The organism is Undibacterium sp. JH2W (genome assembly GCF_049340425.1).
Classification (GTDB): domain Bacteria; phylum Pseudomonadota; class Gammaproteobacteria; order Burkholderiales; family Burkholderiaceae_D; genus Undibacterium.
Map to the genome: position 1 here is coordinate 80,905 of NZ_JBMPOT010000020.1, position 25,584 is coordinate 106,488.

General features: G+C 51.7%; 25 protein-coding genes. 8 read left to right on the forward strand and 17 right to left on the reverse strand.

Features of this window, described 5'->3' with window-relative positions:
• Positions 1–149: 149 nt before the first annotated feature.
• The 3 genes from ACO0LC_RS24575 to ACO0LC_RS24585 form a co-directional block, all read right to left on the reverse strand.
• Positions 150–1,034, reverse strand: a complete 885-nt coding sequence (locus ACO0LC_RS24575; RefSeq protein WP_423008119.1) for a lysophospholipase — start codon at positions 1,032–1,034, stop codon at positions 150–152.
• A gap of 4 nt (positions 1,035–1,038) precedes the next feature.
• Positions 1,039–1,383 (reverse strand): DUF1840 domain-containing protein, encoded by a 345-nt coding sequence (locus ACO0LC_RS24580; RefSeq protein ID WP_423008121.1) that lies wholly within the window; start codon positions 1,381–1,383, stop codon positions 1,039–1,041.
• Positions 1,384–1,516: 133 nt separating this feature from the next.
• Complete coding sequence (locus ACO0LC_RS24585; RefSeq protein WP_423008123.1) at positions 1,517–2,020, reverse strand: hypothetical protein; 504 nt, start codon at positions 2,018–2,020, stop codon at positions 1,517–1,519.
• A gap of 265 nt (positions 2,021–2,285) precedes the next feature.
• Between ACO0LC_RS24585 and ACO0LC_RS24590 the strand changes: the two genes are divergently transcribed.
• Entirely contained in the window at positions 2,286–2,612 is a 327-nt protein-coding gene (locus ACO0LC_RS24590) for a hypothetical protein (protein WP_423008125.1), read from the forward strand.
• A 33-nt stretch (positions 2,613–2,645) separates the two neighbouring features.
• Complete coding sequence (locus ACO0LC_RS24595; protein ID WP_423008127.1) at positions 2,646–3,146, forward strand: GNAT family N-acetyltransferase; 501 nt, start codon at positions 2,646–2,648, stop codon at positions 3,144–3,146.
• A gap of 103 nt (positions 3,147–3,249) precedes the next feature.
• On the opposite strand, the gene ACO0LC_RS24600 is transcribed toward ACO0LC_RS24595, so the two are convergent.
• Complete coding sequence (locus tag ACO0LC_RS24600; protein ID WP_423008129.1) at positions 3,250–3,519, reverse strand: DUF1161 domain-containing protein; 270 nt, start codon at positions 3,517–3,519, stop codon at positions 3,250–3,252.
• Positions 3,520–3,975: 456 nt separating this feature from the next.
• Between ACO0LC_RS24600 and ACO0LC_RS24605 the strand changes: the two genes are divergently transcribed.
• Positions 3,976–6,195: an ATP-binding protein gene (locus ACO0LC_RS24605; protein WP_423008131.1), complete on the forward strand. Its 2,220-nt coding sequence runs from the start codon at positions 3,976–3,978 to the stop codon at positions 6,193–6,195.
• On the opposite strand, the gene ACO0LC_RS24610 is transcribed toward ACO0LC_RS24605, so the two are convergent.
• The 5 genes from ACO0LC_RS24610 to ACO0LC_RS24630 form a co-directional block, all read right to left on the reverse strand.
• On the reverse strand, positions 6,167–7,369 hold the full coding sequence (locus ACO0LC_RS24610; RefSeq protein WP_423008133.1) for a DUF1501 domain-containing protein: 1,203 nt from the start codon (positions 7,367–7,369) through the stop codon (positions 6,167–6,169). The two genes, ACO0LC_RS24605 and ACO0LC_RS24610, sit on opposite strands and share 29 nt — an antisense overlap.
• A 39-nt stretch (positions 7,370–7,408) precedes the next feature.
• Complete coding sequence (locus ACO0LC_RS24615) at positions 7,409–9,061, reverse strand: DUF1800 domain-containing protein (RefSeq protein WP_423008135.1); 1,653 nt, start codon at positions 9,059–9,061, stop codon at positions 7,409–7,411.
• A 269-nt stretch (positions 9,062–9,330) separates the two neighbouring features.
• Complete coding sequence (locus ACO0LC_RS24620) at positions 9,331–9,999, reverse strand: DUF2076 family protein (RefSeq protein ID WP_423008137.1); 669 nt, start codon at positions 9,997–9,999, stop codon at positions 9,331–9,333.
• 99 nt (positions 10,000–10,098) lie between these two features.
• Positions 10,099–11,622, reverse strand: coding sequence for a YifB family Mg chelatase-like AAA ATPase (locus ACO0LC_RS24625; protein WP_423008139.1), 1,524 nt, complete (start codon positions 11,620–11,622; stop codon positions 10,099–10,101).
• Positions 11,623–11,631: 9 nt separating this feature from the next.
• Positions 11,632–11,874, reverse strand: a complete 243-nt coding sequence (locus ACO0LC_RS24630) for an accessory factor UbiK family protein (protein WP_305257834.1) — start codon at positions 11,872–11,874, stop codon at positions 11,632–11,634.
• Positions 11,875–12,304: 430 nt separating this feature from the next.
• Here ACO0LC_RS24630 and ACO0LC_RS24635 point away from each other — a divergent pair, with 430 nt between their 5' ends.
• From ACO0LC_RS24635 to ACO0LC_RS24645, 3 genes are read left to right on the forward strand one after another with little or no spacing between them, the layout of a single operon-like run.
• The gene (locus tag ACO0LC_RS24635) at positions 12,305–13,063 is read left to right on the forward strand and encodes a TorF family putative porin (protein ID WP_423008142.1); all 759 of its coding nucleotides are present in this window, start codon (positions 12,305–12,307) and stop codon (positions 13,061–13,063) included.
• A 15-nt stretch (positions 13,064–13,078) separates the two neighbouring features.
• Positions 13,079–13,417, forward strand: coding sequence for a P-II family nitrogen regulator (glnK, locus tag ACO0LC_RS24640; RefSeq protein ID WP_423008144.1), 339 nt, complete (start codon positions 13,079–13,081; stop codon positions 13,415–13,417).
• Positions 13,418–13,437: 20 nt separating this feature from the next.
• The gene (locus ACO0LC_RS24645; RefSeq protein WP_423008146.1) at positions 13,438–15,033 is read left to right on the forward strand and encodes an ammonium transporter; all 1,596 of its coding nucleotides are present in this window, start codon (positions 13,438–13,440) and stop codon (positions 15,031–15,033) included.
• Positions 15,034–15,293: 260 nt separating this feature from the next.
• Here the strand turns inward: ACO0LC_RS24645 and ACO0LC_RS24650 are convergent, their stop codons facing one another.
• From ACO0LC_RS24650 to ACO0LC_RS24660, 3 genes are all read right to left on the reverse strand, one after another.
• A complete protein-coding gene (locus ACO0LC_RS24650) occupies positions 15,294–16,574 on the reverse strand; it encodes a tetratricopeptide repeat protein (protein WP_423008148.1) in 1,281 nt (426 codons plus the stop codon).
• Positions 16,575–16,787: 213 nt separating this feature from the next.
• Complete coding sequence (locus tag ACO0LC_RS24655) at positions 16,788–17,423, reverse strand: hypothetical protein (RefSeq protein ID WP_423008150.1); 636 nt, start codon at positions 17,421–17,423, stop codon at positions 16,788–16,790.
• A 95-nt stretch (positions 17,424–17,518) separates the two neighbouring features.
• A complete protein-coding gene (locus ACO0LC_RS24660) occupies positions 17,519–17,818 on the reverse strand; it encodes a DUF2288 domain-containing protein (RefSeq protein ID WP_423008152.1) in 300 nt (99 codons plus the stop codon).
• Positions 17,819–18,070: 252 nt separating this feature from the next.
• Here ACO0LC_RS24660 and ACO0LC_RS24665 point away from each other — a divergent pair, with 252 nt between their 5' ends.
• On the forward strand, positions 18,071–20,029 hold the full coding sequence (locus tag ACO0LC_RS24665; RefSeq protein WP_423008154.1) for a bifunctional diguanylate cyclase/phosphodiesterase: 1,959 nt from the start codon (positions 18,071–18,073) through the stop codon (positions 20,027–20,029).
• A 9-nt stretch (positions 20,030–20,038) separates the two neighbouring features.
• Here the strand turns inward: ACO0LC_RS24665 and ACO0LC_RS24670 are convergent, their stop codons facing one another.
• From ACO0LC_RS24670 to ACO0LC_RS24685, 4 genes are all read right to left on the reverse strand, one after another.
• Positions 20,039–20,740: a transglutaminase-like cysteine peptidase gene (locus ACO0LC_RS24670; RefSeq protein WP_423008156.1), complete on the reverse strand. Its 702-nt coding sequence runs from the start codon at positions 20,738–20,740 to the stop codon at positions 20,039–20,041.
• Between the two features lie 263 nt (positions 20,741–21,003).
• On the reverse strand, positions 21,004–22,071 hold the full coding sequence (locus ACO0LC_RS24675) for a hypothetical protein (protein WP_423008158.1): 1,068 nt from the start codon (positions 22,069–22,071) through the stop codon (positions 21,004–21,006).
• 38 nt (positions 22,072–22,109) lie between these two features.
• Entirely contained in the window at positions 22,110–22,412 is a 303-nt protein-coding gene (locus ACO0LC_RS24680; RefSeq protein ID WP_423008160.1) for a hypothetical protein, read from the reverse strand.
• Between the two features lie 47 nt (positions 22,413–22,459).
• Positions 22,460–23,020 (reverse strand): hypothetical protein, encoded by a 561-nt coding sequence (locus tag ACO0LC_RS24685; RefSeq protein WP_423008162.1) that lies wholly within the window; start codon positions 23,018–23,020, stop codon positions 22,460–22,462.
• A gap of 189 nt (positions 23,021–23,209) precedes the next feature.
• On the opposite strand from ACO0LC_RS24685, the gene ACO0LC_RS24690 reads away from it, so the two are divergent.
• A complete protein-coding gene (locus tag ACO0LC_RS24690) occupies positions 23,210–24,727 on the forward strand; it encodes a sigma-54-dependent transcriptional regulator (RefSeq protein ID WP_423008164.1) in 1,518 nt (505 codons plus the stop codon).
• Between the two features lie 182 nt (positions 24,728–24,909).
• Here ACO0LC_RS24690 and ACO0LC_RS24695 read toward each other — a convergent pair.
• The coding region (locus ACO0LC_RS24695; protein ID WP_423008166.1) for an IS3 family transposase at positions 24,910–25,584 on the reverse strand (675 nt) is incomplete at its 5' end.

A 25,584-nucleotide genomic window follows, 5' to 3' on the forward strand; every position in this document is an offset into this window, starting at 1 on the left:
CAGCACATCTTGCCAATACAATTGACAGCTCAGATCAAGGCGAAAGGGCGCTAGTGTAACAGCCTTGTCGCCTTTAGCTGTTTTCTCTGAGGCAAAGCCGGGTTGACTGGTTCAACTGCTTGCACAACACTACTTTGAAAAGCCTGAACTCAAGCTGCTTTTTGTATTTGTTCCAAAGGGGTAAATTGCTGGAATTCCAGCCAGGTGCGCAAGTCATCGAATACCCTGGTGGCATCCAGTTCATTAAATATCTCGTGATAGAAACCAGCGTAAAAATGTTCTTTGAACTGGGGTTTGTCCAGTTTTTCCATAAAGCGCCGGCTACCGTCAGGATCAACCAGGTGGTCATCCCCTGCTACCATCATCAGTAAGGGCACGCTTAATTCAGCTGCCTGGGCATGGCAATATTCCATGGACTGCAACATGCTGGTCAGCAGACGTGCACTCAGGCGCTTATGCACCAGGGCGTCATTTTGATAGGCAAGTACTACTTCACCATCATGGGATAAATAGCGGGTTTGCAAGCCATTCGGCAAACCGACACCGGGAATCAGGCTGGAAGCCACCTTCAGCAAGCCATGCTGCAGGCTAGACATACGTATCGCCAGTGCCGGCGAAGACAAAATCAGGGCACGCAGGGGCGTCAGTTGTTCCAGTGCATAGCGGGCAGCGAACAAGCCGCCCATGCTATGCCCCAATAATATAGGTGGGCCAGCCAGTTGCTGGCTAAAGTCGCTGATGACCATTTGGGCATCACGCAGGATACACATGGAATCAGGCACATCACCGCTGCCACCGTCAGATTGACCGTGGCCACGGTGATCGTAAGTACGCACGACAAAACCCAGGGTATTAAAGAATCTGGCGACATGGGCATAGCGACCACAGTGCTCACCCAGGCCATGCATGATGACCAGCCCTTGCCGGGGTTGGTCCTGGGCTGCATCCGCCAGTGGCCAGTCGCGCACAAAAATCGCCTTGCCATCGGCGCTCTGGAGTTCGAATTCCCTGGTATTGTCTACGTGGGAAGTCATGGCTTTATACGCCCCACATCACTTCGCGCTGCATCTTGTTGGCGGCGTGCAGCATTTCCAACACAGGAAAGGCGCGCGTGGCAAAGCTCACAGGCTCTGGTGTTTCATGCTCGTTATCATCACCATTTTCATTGTGATGGGCATTGACGTCACGACTGACCTCTTCAGAAATCGAGTGGGCCTTGCTTTCGGCGACTGCGGCTTCGATTTTTTGTATCGCTTGTGGTAATTCCGGCGGCGTAATAATGCCGCGTTCTACATCTTTGTGTAGCAGATCCAGGATGCGACGCGCATGTTCCTTATACATGGTGATTTCTGTAGCAGCTTTGGATTTGAACGTGATCAGCATGGACGGTTCCTTTTTTCTAAGACATGTGAAGATAAAGCTGCCCAACACCCGCACTGCGCTAGCAGCACAAGGCGGACTGCGCTCATTTATATAATAATCCCAAATTGCCCACTTGTCGTTTCAGATTGTTGCTTCAGTTGGCTTTGAAAGACGTCATATAGGTGTCTATGACATCCTGTTTCATGTCTTTTTCTTGCCCCAGCATGACAATTTGATAGACCCAGGGGCCGCGTACCAGAAAGCGGCCAACCATCATGATGGCTTGGCCGTTGTGTAATTTGCCACGTACTTCCAGCATATCCGGCCCTGTGATCTTGGTGGTTTCCGGTGTACCCTGTACATTCCTGATCATGCCTTTTTTCATGGCTTCCATGACTAGGCCAGTCTGTCCTGTGTCCCCGACCTTGGTGCTACCCACTGCAAAGCTGATGCCACCAACTTCCGTTGCTTGCATGCCCATTTTTAAATGGATGCCTTCCAATTGTAAGTCCTTGCTATCGCCTGCAGTCTTGCCTGGCATTAATATCGAATAGGGCGCATCGCTGCCACGCGTGTCGCGCCAGTCAAATTTGGGGCTGCAGGCAGCACATAGCATCAGGCCGCTTAGTAAGACGACACGGTGGATGGCAAATTTCATGAGTTTGACTTCTTTCAGATTACAGGAGCATTCATGTTGATGGCTTTCTTGCCGTCAACAATATGTCCACGCCTCGGGAACCAGCGCAACATGATAAATCCTTTGGGTAGATTGCGCCTGGTTTTGCATGGAAATAGCGTCCGACCCATTAAATTGAAGGGTGTTTCCCTCTCTATCCTCTGCAACAGGTGGTTCTGTACAGGCTTACACTGGGTTATCATAAGCAAAATTACATGCTGTTTCATTCAATTCTTTTGGTGCTGTGATGTCAATTTCCAAGTTCTCCGGGATTTTCTTGCTGATGCTGACATCGCTGACGGCTTGCGACCGTCTGGGTTTGCCTGACCCCGCCAGAGATGCCGCCATACGCGAATCTGATGCACGTGCTACTGGCAGCGCCTGCCGCCATGCTGGCCGCGCCATAGAAGACTGCTATTCCCTTAACCCTGATGCATCCAGGGCAGCTGTGTATGCAGGCTGGAAAGACATGAATGACTATATGCGCGAAAACAAGATAGATGTCGTCAAGCCAGAACTGGCAAAGTCTGAGGCCTCGGCCAAAGTAGAAGCCAGTGCCAAGGACGAGAAGTAAAAGATAGCAAAAAGATAGCCAGGTAGAGTGACGATGACAGTGCTGTTACGCAATATGCAGGCAGATGATCTGGCGCGTGTCTACCGGATACAAAGCCAGGTCTATGCAACTGAAATGGTGGAGGCAGCGGAACTCTTGGCTAACCGCCTGGCCACAGCGCCAGCTTGCGCCTGGGTCGCAGAACAAGATCAGCAATTGGCTGCCTATCTGGCAGCCTATCCCTCGCTAAATGGGCGAATTTCTGCTTTAGGGCAGGATTTTCAAGTGGCTCAGCCTGCCAATGCCCTGTATTTACACGATATGGCGGTCGCTCCTGAGCAGGCGGGCAAGGGACTGGCACGCACCCTGCTCGAATTCGCGCTTACTTATGCCAGGCAACAGGGCTGGCAATATGCCTGCCTGGTATCGGTGCAAAGCACCAGGGCTTACTGGCAGCGACTGGGTTTTCTTGAACAGACTGAATTGAATCAAGAGCAAATAGCAAAGCTGGCTACTTATATGGGGCCAGCGTATTACATGAGCAGGCGATTATAAGGAATGGAGTAAGGAAAGAGGCAGGAACAGGAATAAAGAAAGCGGATTTGCCTGCTTGCTACAGCCACAGGGCAAACCCGCTACGCCAGTCGGTCAGAGCAGACTATTCTTCAGCTTTACTGCTGCTCTTTTCTTTTTTGTAGATAATTTTTTTCTTGCCACCTTCACAGTAACCGACTACCCGGTTCTTGGTTTCTGTATCCTTGGAGACGACTTGCAAGCTATAGTTATTCACACCCTTGCGTTCCAACTTGGCAGTGACCTTGTCCTTGATCGTTTCACAAGAGGTGATTTCGGCCCACGCCGGGGTGTTGCTAAGCAATAAACTGAACAAACTGATTACCAGACCTTTGACCAAAACGTTTTTTCTCATTTCGCCTGCTCCCTTTCTGTATTTGGTTTGTTGTGAATTCAGGATGGACTGAGCAGCAGCAAGACATGATTAAAGTTTGCAATGCACTTACAGATGACAGCATCCTTGTCAGCTCTTGGTTTTTTCTAATCTATTTGAGCTTCATAAAACCGTAACATTTCCCCGTTGTTTTTGATAGAAATAAATAGTTTCTTCCGTGAAAACGTGGTAAATCGTCTGCAAATTTGCCGGGTTGCGGAGAATTGTCCAGCTTTCTCTTATATTCTTTGTTGTTGCGTAGGGTGCATTGTTTTCAACTGAATAGTGATTGTTGAGTGCCGTAATAGAATATGTTTTTAGTTTGCTTTACTTTGTCAATCTGGTAAGTTTGCTGTATCTGACAATGCGACTGTAAATTCGGGCAACATACAAGTGCTATCGACTTGCCAGACTTGAGTACAAGGATCAGTTTTGAGCATGACCGGACGACATGAAATGAAGCCAGCAACACTTCCAACCAGCCGTTTAGCGATTGCGCTGGCGGCTAGCCTGGTGCTGGCCATCGTCATTGGGGCAGCCACGGCAGTCTGGATGTTGCGTATTCAGGAAACCGGCAAGTGGGAAAAGCAGACAGAAACCTTCGGCATCGTGCTGGCAGAAACCGTCAGTCAGCAAATGGACTTTGCCTACACTGCTCTCGACAGCATTTCTGAACGTATACAAGATCGCTGGAGTGTCAGTGCAGAATATCTGGTGGGCAAATTATCCACCTATGATTTTCACCAGTTTTTGCGTGAAAAGGCGGCCCTGTCACCAGCGGTAGAAGTGATCTCCGTACTGGATGTGAATGGCAATGTGATTAACACTTCGCGTAACTTCCCTGCCCCCACCTATAGCCTGGCGGATCGCGACTACTTTATGATGCAGCGCGATAATCCTGTGCAAGGTATTTTCCTGAGTTCTTCCGTACGCAGCAAGACCACGGGTAAATGGATGTTTTTCCTTAGCCATAGATTGACTGGCAGCGATGGCGAATTCATCGGCGTTGTCATCCTCGGTATGTCTCCTTCTTTTTATTCACAGTTTTATGAGAAACTCAGTGCCGATGGCCATGCTTCCATAGGCTTGTTGAGAAATGACTTTACCTACCTGGCACGCTGGCCTGAGCGCGGTGAAATCATGGGCAGTAAAAATATTACTGGTAGTACCTATGAGCTGATCCATAAACAAAATAAAAAATCTGGTGTCATCGTCAGCAATAGTCCTCGCTTAGCAGAGGGAGGCAAGCAAATTACCCGTATGGCGGCCATACAGTCGCTAGATAAATACCCGCTGATTATCAACTTTTCTGTAGATGAAGACTTGTACCTGGCCGACTGGCGCAAGATCAGTACCGGCATCGTGGTCATCGCCATGAGTGGCATACTCGCCATCGTGGCCGCTTTTAGTGTACTGGTCAATTTGCTGGAAAGAAGAGAGCAGGATCTGGCCGTGACCACCGAGCTCAAGCAGCAAGCCGAAGTCATCAACCGCAACCAGGCCCATTTACTGAAGAACCTGACCGAACAGCAAATTGCCCTGAAAGATTCATCCGACCGCTTGCAGGCGATCTTCCAGAATGCCGCTGACGGCATCATCATGATAGACGACACGGGTAAAATTGAAGCCCTGAACCCGGCTGCCGTGGCGATCTACGGCCATCCTGCGAATGAAGTGGTGGGCAAGAATGGCAAATTTTTTTCGCCGCCAGGACAACCTGACCTGTTGAGCCTGGCCATGAGCCGCAGGGAATTTCTGGAAACTGGTTGCCTGCGCACAGAAACCGAGCGCATGCGCAAGGATGGTAGCCTGTTCCCGGCTGAGTTGGCGATTACCGAGTATTACCACGGTGGCAGACGCAAACTCATCGTCATCGTGCGCGATATTTCAGAGCGCCGCAGGATGGAACGCATGAAGAGTGAATTTATCTCCACAGTCAGCCACGAATTACGCACACCCCTGACAGCCATCCGTGGTGCGCTAGGTCTGGTGGTTGGCGGTGCCATGGGCCTGGTACCTGAAAAGATTGCCGCCTTGCTGGGCATGGCTCACAAGAATAGTGAAAGCCTGACCAGGCTGATCAATGATTTGCTGGATATCCAGAAAATAGAAGCCGGTAAAATGGATTTTGTTTTTGAATGCCTTAGCCTGCATGGCCTGTTACAGACGGCTGTCAATAATAATCAGGGTTTTGCCCAAAGCATGGAAACTGAAATTGTGCTGGGCAATTTGCCAGGGTCGGCCATGGTCATGGTGGATGCCGGGCGTTTCCAGCAAGTCATGGCCAACCTCTTGTCGAATGCCTGCAAATACAGCCCCGAAGGTTCACCAGTACGTGTGCTGGGCATGGTCAGGAGCGACAATATGATACGTATAGAGGTCATCGATTCTGGCAGTGGTATACCAGAAAATTTCCGTGAGCGCCTGTTCCAGAAATTTTCACAAGCCGATTCTTCAGACACGCGTGCCAAAGGCGGCACTGGCCTGGGGCTGGCGATCTCCCAGGCCATCATCCGCCAAATGCATGGTGACATTGGTTACTACATGAGTGAAGACACTAGCCAGCCCGGCACGCATTTCTATATAGACCTGCCTCTGCATAAAGAAGGCATGACGGGCCTGGAAGCAATTACAGTAAAGCCAGATCACGTGCTTTGACACCAGCAAATACCTGCTCTATCTGGCCTGCATTCAAACCATACAGACGGCTAAACAAACCACCCAGCACGGCACGATATTCGTTGAGCACAGGATAATCACGGTTCTGGAATAATTTACCAGCTTCAAGGGCAATTTGTTCACCGGCGATCTGGCCACCCTTGATGCCACCGCCAAGTACCCAGTACACGCTGCCATGGCCATGGTCAGTACCATGTTTGCCATTTTCACGGAAGGTGCGGCCAAATTCGCTGATGACGACCACCGTGGTATTGCGCCACATCGCCCCCATTTCTGTACGATAAGCCGCCAGACCACGGCCCAGCTCTTCAAACTTGACTGCCAGTGTCCCTGTTGCAGCACCCTGGTTGACATGGGTATCCCAGCCACCGACATCGATGAAACCCAGCGCATATTTATCGCGCATGAGTTTGGCGATACGCTGTGCTTCCAGCTCAAAGCCCTTGGTTGAGATGGCATTGCGATTGGCGCTATTCATTTCTTCCTGCATTTCACGGGCCACTTCATCGCGCATGGCAAAACCGTCTTTGACAGTTTGTGACAGGCTGGTGTCGGCATACATCTGCAAGATCATGTCGCGCTGGCGCTGATCGAGATTGGCCTTGCTGACATTACGCAAGGCCGTATTGGCGATGTGTGCCTGGCCCTGCATGGCCAGCGGTAACTGGTCCGTAAAAGACATGGCACTGACTTTGCCATTATTGCCCAGTACCTTCGCCAGGCGGTTCAAAAAGCCTGAATGGAAATCGCGGCTGCCACTCAGTGGTTGGCCCATTTCTATACTGTCCTGGGTTTCAAAATGGCTGCGTGTCAAATCATCGGTGCCAGCAAAGGGGATGAAAGCCGCTTCGCCTTGCTGGAACATGGGATAAATCGTGTCACGCAAAGCCGGGTGCAAGCCCCAGTCAGCATTCAGCGCCAGTGCCGCATCTGGTATATCGCCCGGTCTGGCGATGGCGATATTGGGCCTGGCTTCATAATAGAAATTGCTCGATGTTGGTACCAGCAAACTGCTGGCATCATAGCCGCCACGCAAAAATACCAGCAACAAGCGGTTTTGGGTCGCTGGAGCAGCCATGACCTGGCTGCTCAAACCCAGCATGGAGGACGATGACAGCAGCGCCATCGTTTTCAATAAGTCTCTACGGTTCATGGTGGTGATCTTTCCGTAATAATTAATGAGCTAATCAGATTAACGATGCATCATCTCGGGCGATGCCAGGAAGATGGCATTCCATTCCTGAGCAGTACGTGTTTGATTCAAAACTGTCTGGGTGGCAGGGCTGAATTTTGTGCTCCAGCTCTTCACATAAGGCGATGCAGCCAGTGCCGGTTGTGGAGGTTTCTCTTGCGGCATTTGAGCAGCCACTGCAGGTTTGGTAACTTGTGCAGCCGGAGCAGCTTGCATGCCCGGTGTCGCTGGCATGGCGGCAGCAGGCGGTGCCGCCGGAGTATCTACCCGGAACAGACCAGGGCTGCCCCCCGCGATGGCTCTGGCAATATCAAAGCGCACGGTCATTTGCCCTGAGCTGGCCCAGGCACTTTCATTGAGGGCATAACCATCCGGTGTTTGCCGGCCATTCAATTGCTGGCCCATCATGTTCAGCCAGTTCAGCATGGGGCCGGTATTGATGATGGTATTACCATCATAAGTCAGGCGTACCGAGGCCAGCATATAGTGCAAGGGATCTTTGAATTTCTTGCCTAATGAAGCGATGAATTCCTGAGAATTAAACATGATACGCAAAGTGGCAGCGATATCACCATCCGTTTGCAAGAAGCCTTGCGCCATTTTATCGATCAGGGCTTTCGATGGCGTATCCGAAACAAAGTAAGTCGCCAGCTTCTGGCTGACAAAATTCGCCGTCGCCGGTTGCCTGGACAAGAGCAGCAGTACTTCATCAAGTTCAGCCATGCCCCGGCCCTTGATGGTTTGCCCCAGGATTTGCTTGTCACCAAAGTCATGGCGCGGTGGGCTGAACTCAAACAAACCCTGTTTCACATAGATTTTTTCCAGCTCAGGTTTCATGCGCGGCATGTCCTTGCTCAGATTGATACCCAGACCCGTCAGCACCCTTGCCAGCTCTTGCACATCTTTCTGGGTATAGCCACCATTCACGCCCATGGTATGCAATTCCATCAGCTCGCGCGCATAGTTTTCATTGATGCGGTTGACGGCATTATGTTCATTATCCAGATACCTGAGCATGGCTGGATGCAAGACCGTGGCGCGTAACAAATCCCGGAACTTGCCCAGCGCATGCGGGCGTATCGCCTGTTCTTCAAAATCACCCAGCATGGCACGCAGGTTGGCCTTGCCATTATGGATATTGAAATGATTCATCCAGAACCAGTCCATTTGCTCCTGCAACTGATTTGCTGAATAAGTGTCCCGCAATAGCGAACGGGTAGCTGCCTCTCTGGACAGGCGACTCAATTCTTGCTGGTATTCCTTGCGCAAGGTGTCATCCGTGCCTTTTTGCTGCTCTGAAGCCAGGCGTCGGGCTTCCAGATCACGCATGAGATCAGGCAAAGACTGACGCGAAATTGTCATGCTGTCTATTTGCGCCTGTATTGCTGCTGGCAAGACGGCATTGCGGGGGCGCAATTGCTGATCCAGGTAACGATCCGGCCCCACAGCCTGCAAGGCTTGCAGGCTGGAGGGATTGCTACCCCAGGTCAGGCGATTCAGTAATTGCTCTGGTGCTACTGCTGCCTGCGTCAGCGTATTGCTGACGGGGCCATGCCTGTTATCTGCTTGCTGGAGAGACTGACTGCTACAGCCAGCCAGCAAGATCAACAGGCTGGCACTGAGTGCATGCTGCAAGTTAAATTGGATTTTCATTTCGCCCCTCACACTTTTAAGTATCAGCATACAACGCTTCTGGTGTCGAATGGTGATACTGGAGGCAGGCTATTTTTTTGTTTTTTTTCGTAAGCTCTTGTAACAGCGGGGGATACTCAAAAGTGTCGCAACAAACACAAAAAAGCAGGCCAATATTGGCCTGCAAGAGAGGGAGATGAAAGAAAAGGTAGCCACAGGCCAAGCTGACTGTTACATAAGCGCAGGTTTCATGCTCAGTCTGTTACTTGCAGCATGCTTACTTGCCAGCTTCAGGCTAAATCCAGCATATCATCCGCGCCATCATCCAGGCTGGCAGTATCTATGGCTGGAGTTGTCTCGCCAGGCTGGTCAAAGTAACCGGGTATAAGATCACCACCGCCCTGGCTAAGTTGCGCGGCAGAATTGTCAACTGCTTGAGCGTGCCCCTGATTGCCGCCCATCATATGCTCTATGCCCTGGAATAAAAATGCGCCAGCGGCGACACCCGCAGCAGTTGCTGCCACTGTACCCAGCACATGACCAGCACCGCCACCAAAAAAGCCGGAGCCGGTCGCTGCTACTGGGCTGGCCATATTCATATAGCTGGCGGGCAAGGGCGGCGGCATTGTGTTGCCATAGGCAGCAACAGGCTGGGCACGAGTGCTGGCACTATTGCCCCAGACGCTGGTGGACGGGTCGAGGAAGCTGCTTGCTGGGGATGCTGTTCTTTGCGCCTGCAAAGCGCGTACTTCGGCTTGCAGGCTGGCAATCTGATTATTCGCAGTGGCCAGTGCCTGGTCCAGTAGCAAGGCTCTTTGCACCAGCAAGTAATGAGCATCAGGTTGCTTGCTGACAGCCTCATTGATCAGACTTAGCGCTTGTGCATCTTTATTGCTGTCCTGCACTTTTACTAGTTGATCGAGAAAATTCTGTAATACCTGGATTTCTTGCGGGGACATGGTCTACTCCTGTTGAGCGTAACACTAAATGCTGTCCCCTATCTGGTCATGGTGACGGGAAATTCAATGCCCCGATCTTACTGATCCTTTTATGATCCTTTACTGATCCCTGAGCGCCCGCCGGTATTGTATGGCCTCAGCCACATGCGGTGTGGCGATATGGGGGGAGCCTGCCAGGTCGGCGATGGTACGGGCGACTTTCAATACGCGGTGATAGGCACGTGCTGACCAGTTCAGTTTGTTCATGGCATTGCGCAAAAGTAGTCCTGCTGCTTCATCCGGTTTGCAATGCAAATCAATTTCCGTGGTTGACAAGAGATTGTTGGCCTTGCCCTGGCGTTGTTGCTGTCGTTCGAAGGCAGTTTCCACGCGCGCATGGATACTGGCACTGGCTTCGCCGTCAGCTTGCCTGAGCAAGTCGGCATGGGGCAGGGCACCGACTTGTATTTGCATATCAATACGATCGAGCAAGGGGCCGGATATGCGATCCTGATAGCGGGCGATGTTGTCAGGCGTGCAGCGGCATTTACCATTGCTGTGGCCGTAGTAGCCACAAGGGCAGGGATTCATGGCTGCGATCAGCTGGAAGCGTGCCGGGAAATCCGCCTGCCTCGCCGCCCTTGAGATAGTGATATGGCCAGATTCCAGTGGTTCGCGTAAAACTTCCAGCACTTTTCTATCAAATTCCGGCAATTCGTCGAGAAACAGGACGCCACGATGGGCCAGGGAAATCTCGCCAGGTCTGGGTGTACCACCACCACCCACCAGGGCCACGGCAGAGGCTGTGTGATGGGGGGAGCGATAGGGGCGGGTCTTCCATTTCTCTATGGAAAAGCCGGAAGTCAGGGATTGCACTGCGGCGGATTCCAGTGCCTCCTGATCGGTCATGGTAGGCAAGATGCCGGGGAAGCGGGCCGCCAGCATGGATTTTCCTGTGCCTGGCGGACCCATCAAAATGACTGAATGTGAACCTGCTGCCGCCACTTCCAATGCGCGCTTGGCCTGGAGCTGGCCTTTGACTTCGGCAAAATCAGCATACTGTGGGCGCTGTGGTCTGGAAGCTGGTCTGTGGCGTGCAAGTCTGTGCTCTCCATCGACACCAGCGAAGTGGGCGCATACCTGTAGCAGCGAGTCTGCCGGGTAAATTGCAGCATCGCTGACCAAGGCAGCCTCATCGGCATTGGCGCGCGGCAAAATGAAGGCGGGCTCCTGTTGCGTATGCTGCTGGCTTTTGCAAATCGCAAATGTCATGGCCAGGGCACCGCGTATCGGTCTTAACTCGCCCGACAATGAGAGTTCACCGGCAAATTCATATTGCTCCAGCGCATCGCCCGGGATTTGCCCGGAGGCCGCTAAAATGCCCAGGGCAATCGGCAAATCAAAGCGGCCAGATTCCTTGGGCAAGTCTGCCGGGGCCAGGTTGACGGTGATGCGCTTGGCCGGGAATTCAAAGCGGGCATTTTGCAGGGCGGCCCTGACCCTGTCCTTGGATTCCTTGACCTCGGTTTCAGGAAGTCCAACGATAGTAAAAGCAGGCAAGCCATTTGCCAGATGCACTTCTACTGTGACCTGCGGCGCATCCATGCCATTCAGGGCGCGACTTTTGAGGACGGCAAGCGACATACGTGCTGCTTAGGCGTCTTTTTGTGGGGCTTCCAGTGCGGCTACCCTGGCTTCCAGGGCTTCGAGTTTGGCGCGGGTCTTGGCCAGCACCTGTGCCTGTATATCAAATTCTTCGCGTGTCACCAGGTCAAGCTTGGAAAAGCCCTGGCTCATCATGGCTTTGACATTCTTTTCTATGTCTTTGGCGGGTGAATTTTCTAAAGCCTGGCTGATTTTAGCCTGCATGTCATTAAAGAAATTTTGCTTATCCATTTTTTATCCTCTATGTTGTAATTGCACAGTATTGGTGCAAATCCGGTCTTGCTACTTTTTTGTGCGGCGTAGATTTCTCCCGCAAATGGTGCGCAATATCGATTTTTCGCTTGCCATTTTACCTATGGGGCAATGATAGCGCATCTTGCCCACGCTGCTGCTGGTATTGCGCTGCAATATTAAAAGCGGGCTGCATGCCCGTTTTGTCTGGCTGTATGCGTATGAATACAGCCCTGGTACTTGTATGGTCATCGGGATTTTTTATAAATCCTGCATGGTTGGCACGACTCCTGCTAACAGGTAGAGGAAAGAAGAATTCAAGAATCCGCCACAGGCAGTTCAGCTTGGTACGCAGTACTGCCTGCCATGGAAAACGGGTTCTGCCATGGTTTCTATCAAATCAAATCTTTATTCAATAGGGGGAAGCGCAATGAAAAAACTAGTAATCGCCGCTGCTGTAGCCACGACATTCCTGAGTGGCTTTGCCCAGGCAGAAGATGCCAAGCCAGAAGCCAAGCCAGACAATGAAGTCAGCTTCAATGTTGGCATCGCCAGCGAGTACCGTTATCGCGCCATTTCACAATCACGTCTTGATCCGGCTTTGCAGGGCGGTGCTGACTATGTACACAATCCCAGCGGCTTTTATGCCGGGACATGGTTATCGACGATCAAGTGGACCAAGGATGCTGGCGGTGGTGGTGATGTTGAATGGGATTTGTATGCGGGTAAAAAAGGCGAGATCGTCAAGGATGTGTCATATGACGTCGGTATTCTTTCCTATGTCTATCCATCCAATGGTTTGAACAAGGTGCCGGGCTTTGCCGATGCCAACACCACAGAAATCTATGGCCAGGTAGGCATGGGGCCAGCGTATATCAAGTATTCGCATTCCGTCACCAATCTGTTTGGTTTTGTGAATAGCAAGAACAGTGGTTACCTGGATCTGGGGGCAAATATTGAATTACCAGAGGGCTATACCCTGGGTCTGCATGTAGGCCGTCAAACGATCAAGAACAATGGTGCCTATTCTTATTCCGACTGGAAAATCGGTGTGAATAAAGAATTCTTTGGCATCAATTTCGGTATCGCTGCCCTGGGTACCAATGCCGATAGCAAGTTGTATGTCACACCAGGTGGCAAATTCACAGGCAAGACGACACTGCTGTTGTCTGCAGTCAAAACATTTTAATCATCCGAGGTCAGCATGAAACTGATTACTGCAATTATCAAACCCTTCAAGCTTGATGAAGTACGTGAAGCCTTGTCCGCCATCGGTGTACAAGGGATTACCGTGACGGAAGTCAAGGGCTTTGGCCGTCAAAAAGGTCACACCGAGTTATATCGCGGTGCTGAATATGTCGTCGATTTTTTGCCTAAGACAAAAATCGAAGCAGCGGTGGATGATGCCATCCTCGACCGCGCGATAGAGGCGATAGAAACTGCAGCCCGCACTGGCAAGATTGGTGACGGCAAGATTTTTGTCTATGACTTGCAACAAGTTGTGCGTATTCGTACCGGTGAAACCGGCAACGACGCACTCTGATAGCCTACCAGGGAGTTCACATGAAAAAACTGTTGAAGAACATACTGGCAGGGACGGCCTTGCTGGTCACCGTCGGTTTTAGCTCTACTGCATGGGCACAGGATGCCTCGGCCAAGGCAGAACTGGCAGCAGCCTCTGCGGCATCGGTTACTGCATCGACCAGCGCTTCTGTACCGGCTGCGGCTGCTGCACCTGCCGCACCTGCAATAACGGTAGTTACGCCAGCTTCTGCCCCTGCGGCAGCGGCAGAACCTGCTGCTGCAAGTGCCGCAGCAGTGCCAGCACCAGTACCAAACAAGGGCGACACTGCCTGGATGATGGTTGCAACCCTGTTGGTGATTTTGATGACCATCCCTGGCCTGGCCTTGTTCTATGGTGGCCTGGTCCGTTCCAAGAACATGCTGTCCATACTCATGCAAGTCTTCATGATTTTTGCCGTGATTATCGTACTGTGGTGTATCTATGGTTATTCACTGGCCTTCACGGAAGGTGGCAAGTTCATCGGTTCGTTTGACCGTGTCTTCCTGAAAGGTATCTGGGATCCGGCCAAGGCAAGCTTCAGCACGGCAGCAACTTTTAGCAAGGGCGTGGTGATTCCTGAGTTTGCCTATGTGGCTTTCCAGGCGACCTTTGCCGCTATTACTTGTGGCCTGATTATCGGTGCTTTTGCAGAACGTGCAAAGTTCACGGCAGTATTGTTGTTCGTGGTCTTGTGGTTCACCTTCAGCTACCTGCCTGTCGCCCACATGGTCTGGTTCTGGACTGGTCCTGATGCCATCAAGGATGCCGCCACACTGGCAACAGAAACAGCCAAGGCTGGTTTCCTGTTCCAAAAAGGTGCGCTGGATTTTGCAGGTGGTACGGTCGTCCATATCAATGCCGCGGTGGCTGGTCTGGTTGGTGCTTACCTGATAGGTAAACGTGTGGGCTATGGCAAAGAATCCATGGCACCTCACTCCCTGACCATGACTATGATAGGTGCATCCCTGTTGTGGGTGGGCTGGTTTGGTTTCAATGCTGGCTCTGCTCTGGAAGCAGGCGATGTGGCTGCGCTGGCCTTCATCAATACCTTGCTGGCAACGGCTGCGGCAACTGTATCCTGGGTGTTCGGTGAGTGGATGTCGAAAGGCAAGCCTTCCATGCTGGGTGGCGCTTCCGGTGCGGTAGCTGGCCTGGTGGCGATTACTCCGGCTTGCGGTTTCGTTGGCCCCATGGGTGCCCTGATTATCGGTTTGCTGGCAGGTATAGTTTGCCTGTGGGGTGTCAATGGTCTCAAACGCCTGCTGGGTGCAGATGATTCACTCGACGTTTTTGGCGTGCATGGCGTAGGCGGTATCCTGGGTGCATTGCTGACCGGTGTATTTGCTGCACCATCCCTCGGCGGTCAGGGCATATTTGACTATGTTACAAACAAAATGTCGGCAGATCCTTATGATATTTTCGGCCAGGTGACGACACAGGCTACCGCAGTTGGTACTACCATACTGTGGTCAGGCATAGTCTCTTTTGTGGCTTACAAACTGGTTGACCTGGTGGTTGGTCTGCGTGTGCCAGAAGATGAAGAGCGTGAAGGTCTGGATATCACCAGCCATGGTGAGTCTGCTTATCACTCCTGATTCACGGGTTGATAGCAAGTGAAGGTTTTCGCCCGGTTTTTCATTGAGGCCGGGCGGTATTTGTATCCAAAGGTGTACCGTCAGTACCGTAATCAGAGCTTGCGGTCCTGAACTTGACAGGCTGTTTTGCATCGTGCAAAACAGCCTTTTTTTTCAGCATCAATCCTGAAATGCAAAAAAGCGCGGCCTACCAATCAGGTAGACCGCGCTTTTCAAATCTGACTAGAATCAGGAACTTATTCTGTCACTGATACCGGCACTTACTTGGCAGCTGGCGCAGCTGCTGTACCTGCCGCAGGAACCAGCAACCACAAACGAGCCAGGTCGGCTGTGCCGTCTGTGCTTTGGATAGTGCTAAATACTTCTTTCGCCTTCTCGCGATTACCAGCCTGCAAGTAAGCCATACCCAGATGCAGCTTGGCTTCATCGGCAAACTTCAGGCCACCCTTGGTCATGCCTTGCTCCATCAGGGCCAGGCCTTTTTCATGCTGGCCGTTGATGACATAGTTATAGCCTATGTTGAGCAAGCCCACGCCGGTTTTTGCATTCTTGGCAGAAGCCTCACCAGCATCCAGGGTCTTAATATCATCGGCAGCCTGTTTATAGGCTTTATCACGCAATTGCTTGTGCTTCGCTGCTTCCTTGCCTGTGCCTAACAAATTGGCGGCATAACCTGCGTCGACGGCTGTTTTGGCTTCTGCTGGCAAACCTGCCAGCAGGGCTAATTCCACCATTTCGACGAATTGCGGGCCGTCATCCAGGCTCTCGGTTTTCAGCAGCAAACGATACAGATCCAGACGCAGGCGGTCAGAGAAACCAGGGCGACGTTCTACCGAGTAGAGCATGTCAGGCCAGTATTCTTTTTGTGGATACAAGGCAATCATGCGTTCCAGCACGGTTGCATAACCATTCTTATCCTTGATTTGCTGATAAGCGCTGGCCAGCAATTTCAGGTTTTCCTGGGTAGGATTGCGCTTGGCTTTGTCGTCTTCTACCAGTTGGTTATTCAAGACCTTGATGGCATTAGGGAAATCGTTTTCCAGATAATAGGCACGGGCTATCAGATTATTCATACCCACATTCCCCGGGTCTTTCGCCAGATAGCGATTTGCCCATTCCTTGGCGAGTGGATATTTCTTCTCATTAAAGTAAGTACCAGCCATGGCTTCAATCAAGCGCATTTTTTCTGGTTCTTTCAGAAATTCGCTATTGATCATGCTGTCGAATGAGCTTGCCATCAGGGCAGTATCATTAGTACTGGAAGCTACCACCGCGCGCATGCGCTGGATGGCAAAGATTTCATAAGGTGTTTTCTTTTCCAGCGCATCCAGAGCATTGATTTTTTCGATTGCCTGGGGATATTGCTTGGCATTCAGCAATTCTTGAATTTCAGCCAGAGGTTTGCCCATTTCTGCGCGTACAGTCAACTTGGCAGGATCAGCCGCTTCTTGCGCCTGAACTGCATTGACAGTCACGGGGGAGAAGCCAGATCCAAGTGCTGCCAGCAGCATGGCGGCGAACAGATAAGAAGTTTTTTTCATGAATGATCCAGATAAAAATAAAATTGCTTTATAGTAACAAACAATTAGTCAAGGTCAACAAATCAAGGATGCGCTCAAGCAGGGCTATCACCAAACAGGGGCGGGTATCAATTCGTGATATCCATCCATGCGTGCCACAGCCATCTTGCTTCAGCCCCATTCCGGCCAAATCAAAATGCGGAATCCGGCATTATAGCCGAGCTGACTGGCGCATTACCATTTGCATCCAGTGTCCACAACGGTGCTCACTGCCAGTGGGATGACAGCCAGTACGCCTAAGCCAGAAAAGGCTTTCAGGCATTCTTTCTTTTCTGCCCTTTTGGTGCCTTCACCCAGACGTTTTTCCAGGCTGTCTGCCTGGCGGTGGCTGGCCTGGATTTGTTCAATTTCCGTGGGTTTGCGCTTGCGCTCCATCGCCACGGCAGAACTGCGCAGGGCATCCAGGTTCAGGCCCGGGCTGGCAGCAGGTTCCTCGTGTATGGCTAGTGGTTCGGCTGACTTGCTGGCATCCGGGCTGATTTCTGTCATCGGCTGGATTGAGGGAGGGCGGGTGACAGTTGGCCGCTTGCTGACGGTGTTTTCTTTTTTTGCCAGTTTTTCGGCCGGGACTGCAGGATCAGTAGTTTTTGCCGTTTCTACCGGAGGTTTTGTTATGACAGGCTTGGGCACTATCTGTAAAACTTGCAGGTAGTGCACGACTGCATGAGTCCCGGCATGGCGCAAATAGCTATCAGGTTGACGCAATAATTGCCAAAAAAGAATGTGAGCAAAGATTACCAATAAGATAGCCATTACCGGACGTCCGGATTGACTGAAGGGTTTGCCCGTGTCTGTCAGTGCAAATTGCATCTTGTCTTCCTAAAGCTAAGTCATTGATTGTGACCTTATAGACTTATTAAAAGTTCAAGGATGCTGCAAGGCCTTATGCTAGCCGGCCTTGCTGGCTATGTCTGACGTTCTTGCACCAGCACCCAGGGCTTGACGACTACAGTCCAGTGCTGGGCATCTTGCTCCAGCCAGGCCTGAGCTTGCGCATCACTGACCTTGGCCAGATAACCTTCGCCCAGCAGGGCAGCGACTTCATCTGCGTGGTCATTGGCCATCAGCAGAGCGACTTCCACCAGATCCAGGCCAGGCTGGACCACTAGTACGGCACCGCTGGCAAAGTGGCGTAATAACTCACTCCAGGGGTAAGCTGCTGTTTCCAGATTAATCTTGCTGCGTAAAATATCGGTATTGGACATATGAAATTTATTAAAATACATTGAAAGAGATAAAACCGGGTGATAACTCAGCTTAAACACGATTTTATGTAAATCTAGAAATAAAGCAGAAGAAATAAGCGAAACATACTATTTTCTTGTTAAAGTCACCATGCGCACGGGAATCATCAAAATAAATGACAAAAAAGTGATAAACCTGCCATAAAAACAAAGACAAAAACACAGATAGAAACACAGATAGAAACAGGAAATGAAAACATATAAAGAGACATCATGACGCTCAGACGCCAACTCCTGCTTGCCATATCCATCATCTTTTTTGCCGTGTTTCTTGGATTGCAAATCTTGTCAGTGCTGACGACACGAGATTATTTGCAACAGCAACTGGCCTCGCATGCGCAGGACGCAGCCACGGCTTTGTCGCGGCCACTGGAAGAAGCCCTGGCCAAAAATGACCAGACCCTGGCAAATATACAAATATCTACCCTGTTTGACCGCGGCTATTATAAGAAAATCGTGGTACTTGATCCAGCAGGCAAAGTCATGCTGAATAAAGAATTGGCCAGCAACAAGGAAACCGTGCCCAGCTGGATGCCCGCCCTGCTTGACCTGCAAACTCCGGCAGGCGAAGCCTTTATTTCCTCAGGCTGGCGTCAACTGGGCAAGGTCATCGTGGTCAGCCACCCGGCTTATGCCTATGAATACCTGTGGCGCTCCATGAAAGAAATGGCGCTATGGATGTTTGCCATGTATCTGGTCGTGTGGGGCCTGACTGTGGTCTTGCTCAGGATTATCCTCAGCCCGCTGGAAAAAATAGAAGAAGTCGCTATCGCCATACAGGCCAAACGTTTCCAGCGTATAGAAGTGGTGCCGCAAACCCGCGAACTGCAACGTGTGGTGCTGGCCATGAACCATATGACAGAGCGCATCTCCAGCATGCTGGATGCAGAAATCAGCCGGGCAGACAGTTTTCGGCGTGATGCCTTCATTGACAAAGTCAGTGGCCTGGAAAACCGTCATGGCTTTGACCTGCGTTTCAATCTTTTGCTGTCGGAAGAAGGGCGCTTTGAAAGTGCTGTCATTTTCGTTTTCGAATTCGATGGCTTGAAAGAATACAATCATCACTATGGCTATCAACAAGGTGATGCCTTGCTGGCTGACGTGGCGACCGTGTTGCGTGAAGTCGTCAGCAAATACAGCTATATCCTCGGCCGCATAGGTGGCAGTTCCATGGCGGCAGTGTGTATCGATGTTAACCAACAAGTCATGGACTTGCTGGTCGAGTCTCTGCATTACCGCTTGAATCAAGTCTTGCTGCGTGCCTCACGACAAGTCCGTCTGGCGGCTGGTGCCGTCGTCTTTGGTCCTAGCCAGCCGCGCGGAGACATCTTTGCCCGTGCCGACCTGGCCATAGAAACCATGCGCCAGTCCGGCAATGGACAAATCACCCTGACCCATATGGAAGACAGTGAAACCGCGATAGCCGGTTCTCATGGCTGGCGTACCCTGATCAGCAATGCCCTGGCAGAAAACCGCTGGGTCTTGTTTGCCCAGCCTGTCATGCGCCTGCAATTGCGCCAGCTGGTACATCACGAAGTTTTTTCCCGTCTGCTCGATACCCAGGGCAAGCTGGTGCCTGCCAATCAATTCCTGCCCATGGCCTTGCGCCATGAATTGATGCCAGAGATAGACCAGGCTGTGATCACCCTGATCATGGACATGCTGCAAAAAAATCGCGGCAGCTATAAAAGTATCGCTGTTAACGTCTCGCTGCAATCCATGGAAAGCAAGGATTTTTGTGATTGGTTCATGGCACGCCTGAAATATTCACCTGAGCTGGCGGCCCGTTTTTCGGTAGAAATCAGTGAATCCGCCTGCTCCAAAAACCGTGCCGTCACCCGTAAATTTGTCACTGCCTTACGTGAAGCTGGCGTGCGTTTTGGGGTCGACCATTTTGGCCTGGACCCACATGCCCTGAATTTCATCCGTGAAGTGCCGCCGGACTATATCAAGCTTGACGGCGGCCTGGTGCAAGAAGTGGCTGAAAACGAAAGCAGTCATGCTCACTTGCGTGCCATTGTCAAGTTTGCCCAATCCCTGGGCATCTCCCTGGTGGCACAAAATGTGGAAACCGAAGCCAGCCTGCAATTATTGATCGCCGACCATATAGAATGCGGCCAGGGCTTTTATTTTGGCGCGCCGGAAAAGGTGATGGTGGCAGTGGCAGAGTGAACCTGCGCTTTACATGCGTTTTTCTTTGGCCATCTTCTCGATCAAGTCTTTCCACAAGCGCACTGTCGATGCCCCGCCCTTGCGGGTATTGCCGCTGGCCAGCCATAAGTCATCATCATTGAAGCTATACACAGGCACCAGATCAGTACGGGCCGAGGCAGGCAGGATTTCTTCTACCAGGTTATCCATGATCCAGGGTTCGGCCGCAGGGTTGGGATAATAAGCCAATACCATATGGGTCTCACCTATGCGTATTGCCCTGACATAGGTGATGCGCAAACGCTCAGGGGGGATACCCAGGTCTTTCAGCGTCATGTATTTGGCAATTGCATAGTCTTCACAATCACCGCCCCATGAAGCGATGAATTCCACAGGCGTGGCCCAGTAATCTTCGACGCCCCAGTGTTCCTGGTCGCTGAAATAGGGCACGTGATTATAGAAATCATTCACCTGGCGCAAAACCGGCATTTCATATTGGGCATCGGTTGAGAGTCCTGCATTTTTGGCAAAATCCTTACCAGCCGCTGCCCTGATCTTATTGACGGCAATTTTCATTTGTATCAGGCGACGTGGCCCTTCTGTACCAAAGCGCTTGCTGACGGATTCCATCAAGCCAGGCGAAAAATCCACCAGGCCAGACAGTACCACCTGGCTGGGCAAGCCTAGCAGCAAAAACAGACTGACAGCGATTTTGGCAGTGCGACTGCGCATGGATGATTGCTCTGGTAAGCATGAACGAGAGCAACAGTGTAGCTGTTTCTGGTACAGCAATGGTGCAGCAATAGTGCCATTTGTGATTTTAAAAATTGTTATATATGCCCTTAATCAGCAGACAAAGCACCAAGGCCAGGGAAAGATAATCCTGATTGAAATTCTCTCAAAGCACAGTAGCAGTCAAAAGTGCCAATTTGACTATTGATGCATGGTGCGAGTTCCATGCTCTCCAATGCAGGCACTTGCTCAAGATGCACAGCTCATTCCCCCACATGCATCATGGGGTTATACAAGACGATGCGCCCCAGGTGCAGGCTGGTCTGGTCATCACTGAGTCTGGCGTTTTCCACAAATGCCAGATGGTTCAAGTCTTGCGCCAGATTCGCTTGCGGAAAAGCGACTTTGGCGACCACATTGTATAAGCTCAGGCATTGATATAAATGGCTGGCTGCCGCACCTGCATGAGTAGCATGCGCATGCCGGGAGGGTAGCAATTTTTCCAGGCAAAAACTGAGCGTATTTTTTTCTTGTAGCTGCCCTGGCCTTTGCTTTGCCAACACCGGGAAAGACACACTATTTTTGTTGCTGATATTCGTGATGGTTTGCAGCCAGCTACGGCTGGCTGCCTCATAAACGATACGGCAACTCAGCACGTCACCAGGGCTGACTGCCATGCAAGGACCGCCAAAACAGGCTTGCGCAGGATGCGGCTTACCGCCTGCATGCACATATTGCCCACATACCCACCAGCCACCCTGGGCAAATGGGTGCTCTGGCATATCAGTGTGGTTTGCCTGCGGTGGGCAATAACTGAGCACTGCCTGCAAACCACCCCCCAGCAATTCTGCACCCAGACCATGCCCAGGCAGCAGGCATGGCCATAAATAGGCATGGGCTTGCTCGCTACTCAAAAACGGCACCTGCATTTGCGCCTGTATGCTGACCCAGTTATTGCCAGGCGCAGCCGTGACGCTAAAGCTGCTGCCTGCCGCCGCCGGTTTTTCAAAACTGTCGGCCCCGCTTTCTGCCACCAGAGTAGGTGTGCCGGAAAAAAACACCACATCGCCCGCATGCAAGACCTGGTGACAGCACATGATGGCGTAATGTTTGACATAAAAGAAAAAAGTGATGCGGTCGTCTGCCGCTGCAAAACTCTTGGCTTCGGCTAGCGTCATGCAGGTCATGCGACAGATTTCCAGTTCCCAGTTGGCATCGTCATGCACCGCCATGCCATTGATGCGCTGCCAATGCAGGCCGGGCTCTTCTGGCGCAAAAGTGAGCAGCGTTTCCTGTTCATGCAAGGCTAACAGTTTTTTTTCTGACGTCATGTCTGATCCTGATTTGGTTTTGGTCTTTGTTCCGGGGTTCACATGCCGTTATTGCTATCGTCACTCTTGCGGCGCTGATAGGCTGGTGCCATTCCCAGCCTGGCCGGGTCCAGGCGCCTGTCTGTCTTGCGTCTGTCAAAGCCAACTCTGGCTGCTCCATACAAAGTACGAAAATTATCCAGCGCCGCCATCTCTTCCGCCTCCGTCGGCATACGTTCGCCAAACAGATTGGCCTGCAACCTCAGCATGGGTGGCAAGCAACCCTGGTACAGGTCAAAGTCGCCAACAGGATCAAGTTTCAATAACATATCTGCAGTCGTGAATGGCTGTGCTGGCTTCATAGCTGACTCCTGAAATACGGTTGGCATGCTTCAGTGCTCCAGATTGTTTAACATGCAGCGGACTGCATCATTCCCATATCCAGCAAGTCCTGTGCAGTCTTGCCGGATTTGTGGACGGGCTTCATTACAGGTTTGCGTACCGGTTTTTCTTTGACAGCGTCAACTGCGACTTCATGCACAGTTTTAGTCTGCTGATCTGGCTTATCCTGCTTCAGGCTGACCGTGGTAGACCAGGGTGTGTCTTTCGATGCCCAGGTCGTGGCCCACAAGGCATATGGCACTTCCAGCACCGATGGTGCCGGTTCTGGCAAAGGGCGCAGACGCATATGGGTAGAAGTGTGGACAGCCGCAAACCAGGCTGCCTGCGGGTCTTGCTGCCGGGTCGCTGGGATTTTGGCGATGGTGCTGATACGGACACGACCGCGGTATAACCTGGCACTCTCCACATTCTTTTGTATCAGCACCGCACGGGTTTCATGGTAGTACACGTCGTCCGTCAGCAAACGCATGGCAATATTGCGCGCCAGCCTGGCTTTCAGCGCCATTTTGCTGAGCAACATGAATAACAGCAAATTAAGTACGGCAAGCATGATTTGTGTGGTTGGCATAATTCTCTCCTTCAGATGGCAAGCAGGTTCACTTGCGCTATGCATGTCTATTTGCAAAGCCCGTGCCAGCATCACTTTCCTAGGGAGATCAGGTTTTTTCGACCACATTTGACATGTAAAGCATACAAATTTACATTGGCGCTTTACACTGTCGCTTTACATCTGCGTCCAAAATTTGTCGCACACAAAATGACCGATACCGACTACACGCTGACCTCACCCCTGGCCAAGCTGGCCGACAATGCGGCTGCCTTGCTGGGCCTGACCATCATCTGGCATCCAGACAGCCAGCGCATAGGTGAACAGTTCATGGCCAGTAACCCTGACGGTCTGGTCGAGATCAATCGTTTCCTGCCGTTATTCCGTCATCCCGCCAAAGAGGGTTTGCCGCTGGGCTATGGCGGTATCTCGCGTGACCCCGTGCGCATCACCCGCGATGCCAATGACAACGTACTCATCACCCCACCGGCCAGCCGCATGGTGGTCGAAGTCAATGGCATAGAGATCAATTCACCGGTGGCGCTAAGTCGTGAGCAGATAGAGGCTGGCGTTATCCTCGGCCTGGGCCGTGCCATCGTGATTTGCCTGCACTGGATGCGCTGCCTGCCCAAGCACAATCCTGCCCTTGGCTTTATCGGTGTAGGCAGCGCCGCCATCGTCGCCCGCGACCAGATACGCCAGGTCGCCGGGACTGAATTACCGGTCTTGCTGCTGGGTGAAACCGGCACCGGCAAAGAAATCGCCGCCCGCGCCATCCACGCCTATAGCAAGCGCGCCAGTGCAGAACTGGTCAGCGTCAACATGGCCGCCTTGAATGAAGCCCTGGCAGCTGCTGATTTGTTTGGTGCCGTCAAAGGCGCCTACACAGGCGCGCAAAACGCCCGCAAAGGTCTGTTTGCCGAAGCAGAAGGCGCAACTCTTTTTCTCGATGAAATAGGCAACACCCCAGCCAGCATACAACCCATGCTGCTGCGCGTGCTGGAGAGCGGTGATTATCGCCCGCTGGGCGCACAGAACGACCAAAAGTCCAGCGCCCGCCTGATCGCCGCGACCGACCAGGATTTATATAGCGAAGGCTTCAACCAGGCCCTGCTGCGCCGCCTCGAAAGCTTCATCATCCACCTGCCACCGCTACGCGCCCGCCGTGAAGATATCGGCGTCTTGCTGCAGCACCTGCTCAGCAATAGCAAACTACCTAATGAGCTGGGCACCAGCCTGCCTGTGGCACTGGTCAGCGAATTTGCCAATTACGACTGGCCGGGCAACATCCGCCAGCTATCCCACGTCCTGCGCCGCGCCCTTCTGGCCCTGCAACTCGGTGAAGTGCCACAACTCGCCAGCCTGGTCAAAACCACGCACACCACTCCATCGAGCGTGGCACATGCCAGCGTCAACACCGACAGCAAGATCCCGCAGCCAGCAATACCACGCAAAAAACTGGCAGAACTCAGCGACGACGATGTTTTACGTGCGATGGAAAACAATGACTGGTATATACAGGGCGCAGCGCAAGAACTAGGGGTCTCACGTCCATCCATGTACAAACTGCTGGATAACCACAGCCAGATACGCCGCGCCGAACAGATACCCACAGAAGAAATTCGCCAGTCACTGGAAACCAGTGCTGGCGATGTAGAAGCCTGTGCTGCGCTATTGAAAACGCCTAGCGAGGCTTTGAGGCGGTATTTGAAGGTGGTGGGGGTTTAGATTTTGGTTGTATTAAGTACCAGTTCCTACGTCGCTTTCAGGCCCACCAGCAACGCTCAGGATTTCGTCTTCGCTAAGGGGCGCATTTCGAGTTCTTGAGCAGGTTGCTGCTGTTTGATTTCAATGTCAGATGCTTTCAGTTCAGTGTTTGAGGTGTACTGTCAATAGAGGACACTCATGTTCTAAGCAGCCTGTGAGTGCCGATTAAAATTTTCAGCAAATAAGGCTGGCGATATATTGCCAAGACGCGAGTGACGTCGCTGACGGTTATAAAAGCTTTCAATATATTCCTGGATAGCCGCCTGTGCATCAGCACGTGTTGCATAGCGTTGATGATGTACCAGTTCATTTTTCAGACTTCCCCAGAAACTCTCCATAGGTGCATTGTCGTAGCAGTTTCCTTTGCGTGACATGGATGCCCTCATGCCAAATTGCTCCAGCAACTCCCTGTAACTCAGGGCACAGTATTGACTACCACGGTCTGAGTGATGAATCAGTCCAGACAGTGGTCGTTTATTACTGACAGCCTTCCACAGTGCTTTTGCTGTCAAGGCTTGTGTCATTCGTTCTCCCATGGCATAGCCGACAATTTCGCAGGTATAGACATCCTTGATTCCTGCCAGATACAGCCATCCTTCTCCTGTGCTGATATAGGTGATATCGGTCACCCATACTTCGTTTGGGCTGCCTGGGGCAAATGTCTGGTCCAGCAGATTGTTTGCCACAGGATGCTGGTGATTCGAATTGGTTGTTGCCTTGAATTTTTGTTTTTGCTTGCAGCGCAAGGCGAGTATGCGGCGCAACCGGATAATGCGATCGCGGCCAGCTTTAAATCCTTGGGCTGCCAGCTCCGGTTG

Excerpts from the sequence above, each read along its gene's own strand:
- ACO0LC_RS24645 (WP_423008146.1), top strand. The coding sequence starts at position 13,438 with ATGAAAAAACTGTTGAAGAACATACTGGCAGGGACGGCCTTGCTGGTC.
- ACO0LC_RS24665 (WP_423008154.1), top strand. The coding sequence starts at position 18,071 with ATGACGCTCAGACGCCAACTCCTGCTTGCCATATCCATCATCTTTTTT.
- ACO0LC_RS24620 (WP_423008137.1), bottom strand. The coding sequence starts at position 9,999 with ATGTCCCCGCAAGAAATCCAGGTATTACAGAATTTTCTCGATCAACTA.
- ACO0LC_RS24655 (WP_423008150.1), bottom strand. The coding sequence starts at position 17,423 with ATGCAATTTGCACTGACAGACACGGGCAAACCCTTCAGTCAATCCGGA.
- ACO0LC_RS24605 (WP_423008131.1), top strand. The coding sequence starts at position 3,976 with ATGACCGGACGACATGAAATGAAGCCAGCAACACTTCCAACCAGCCGT.
- ACO0LC_RS24670 (WP_423008156.1), bottom strand. The coding sequence starts at position 20,740 with ATGCGCAGTCGCACTGCCAAAATCGCTGTCAGTCTGTTTTTGCTGCTA.
- ACO0LC_RS24600 (WP_423008129.1), bottom strand. The coding sequence starts at position 3,519 with ATGAGAAAAAACGTTTTGGTCAAAGGTCTGGTAATCAGTTTGTTCAGT.
- ACO0LC_RS24690 (WP_423008164.1), top strand. The coding sequence starts at position 23,210 with ATGACCGATACCGACTACACGCTGACCTCACCCCTGGCCAAGCTGGCC.
- ACO0LC_RS24660 (WP_423008152.1), bottom strand. The coding sequence starts at position 17,818 with ATGTCCAATACCGATATTTTACGCAGCAAGATTAATCTGGAAACAGCA.
- ACO0LC_RS24675 (WP_423008158.1), bottom strand. The coding sequence starts at position 22,071 with ATGACGTCAGAAAAAAAACTGTTAGCCTTGCATGAACAGGAAACGCTG.
- ACO0LC_RS24590 (WP_423008125.1), top strand. The coding sequence starts at position 2,286 with ATGTCAATTTCCAAGTTCTCCGGGATTTTCTTGCTGATGCTGACATCG.
- ACO0LC_RS24585 (WP_423008123.1), bottom strand. The coding sequence starts at position 2,020 with ATGAAATTTGCCATCCACCGTGTCGTCTTACTAAGCGGCCTGATGCTA.
- ACO0LC_RS24615 (WP_423008135.1), bottom strand. The coding sequence starts at position 9,061 with ATGAAAATCCAATTTAACTTGCAGCATGCACTCAGTGCCAGCCTGTTG.
- ACO0LC_RS24610 (WP_423008133.1), bottom strand. The coding sequence starts at position 7,369 with ATGAACCGTAGAGACTTATTGAAAACGATGGCGCTGCTGTCATCGTCC.
- ACO0LC_RS24685 (WP_423008162.1), bottom strand. The coding sequence starts at position 23,020 with ATGCCAACCACACAAATCATGCTTGCCGTACTTAATTTGCTGTTATTC.
- ACO0LC_RS24595 (WP_423008127.1), top strand. The coding sequence starts at position 2,646 with ATGACAGTGCTGTTACGCAATATGCAGGCAGATGATCTGGCGCGTGTC.
- ACO0LC_RS24680 (WP_423008160.1), bottom strand. The coding sequence starts at position 22,412 with ATGAAGCCAGCACAGCCATTCACGACTGCAGATATGTTATTGAAACTT.
- ACO0LC_RS24635 (WP_423008142.1), top strand. The coding sequence starts at position 12,305 with ATGAAAAAACTAGTAATCGCCGCTGCTGTAGCCACGACATTCCTGAGT.
- ACO0LC_RS24575 (WP_423008119.1), bottom strand. The coding sequence starts at position 1,034 with ATGACTTCCCACGTAGACAATACCAGGGAATTCGAACTCCAGAGCGCC.
- ACO0LC_RS24630 (WP_305257834.1), bottom strand. The coding sequence starts at position 11,874 with ATGGATAAGCAAAATTTCTTTAATGACATGCAGGCTAAAATCAGCCAG.
- ACO0LC_RS24650 (WP_423008148.1), bottom strand. The coding sequence starts at position 16,574 with ATGAAAAAAACTTCTTATCTGTTCGCCGCCATGCTGCTGGCAGCACTT.
- ACO0LC_RS24580 (WP_423008121.1), bottom strand. The coding sequence starts at position 1,383 with ATGCTGATCACGTTCAAATCCAAAGCTGCTACAGAAATCACCATGTAT.
- ACO0LC_RS24625 (WP_423008139.1), bottom strand. The coding sequence starts at position 11,622 with ATGTCGCTTGCCGTCCTCAAAAGTCGCGCCCTGAATGGCATGGATGCG.
- glnK (WP_423008144.1), top strand. The coding sequence starts at position 13,079 with ATGAAACTGATTACTGCAATTATCAAACCCTTCAAGCTTGATGAAGTA.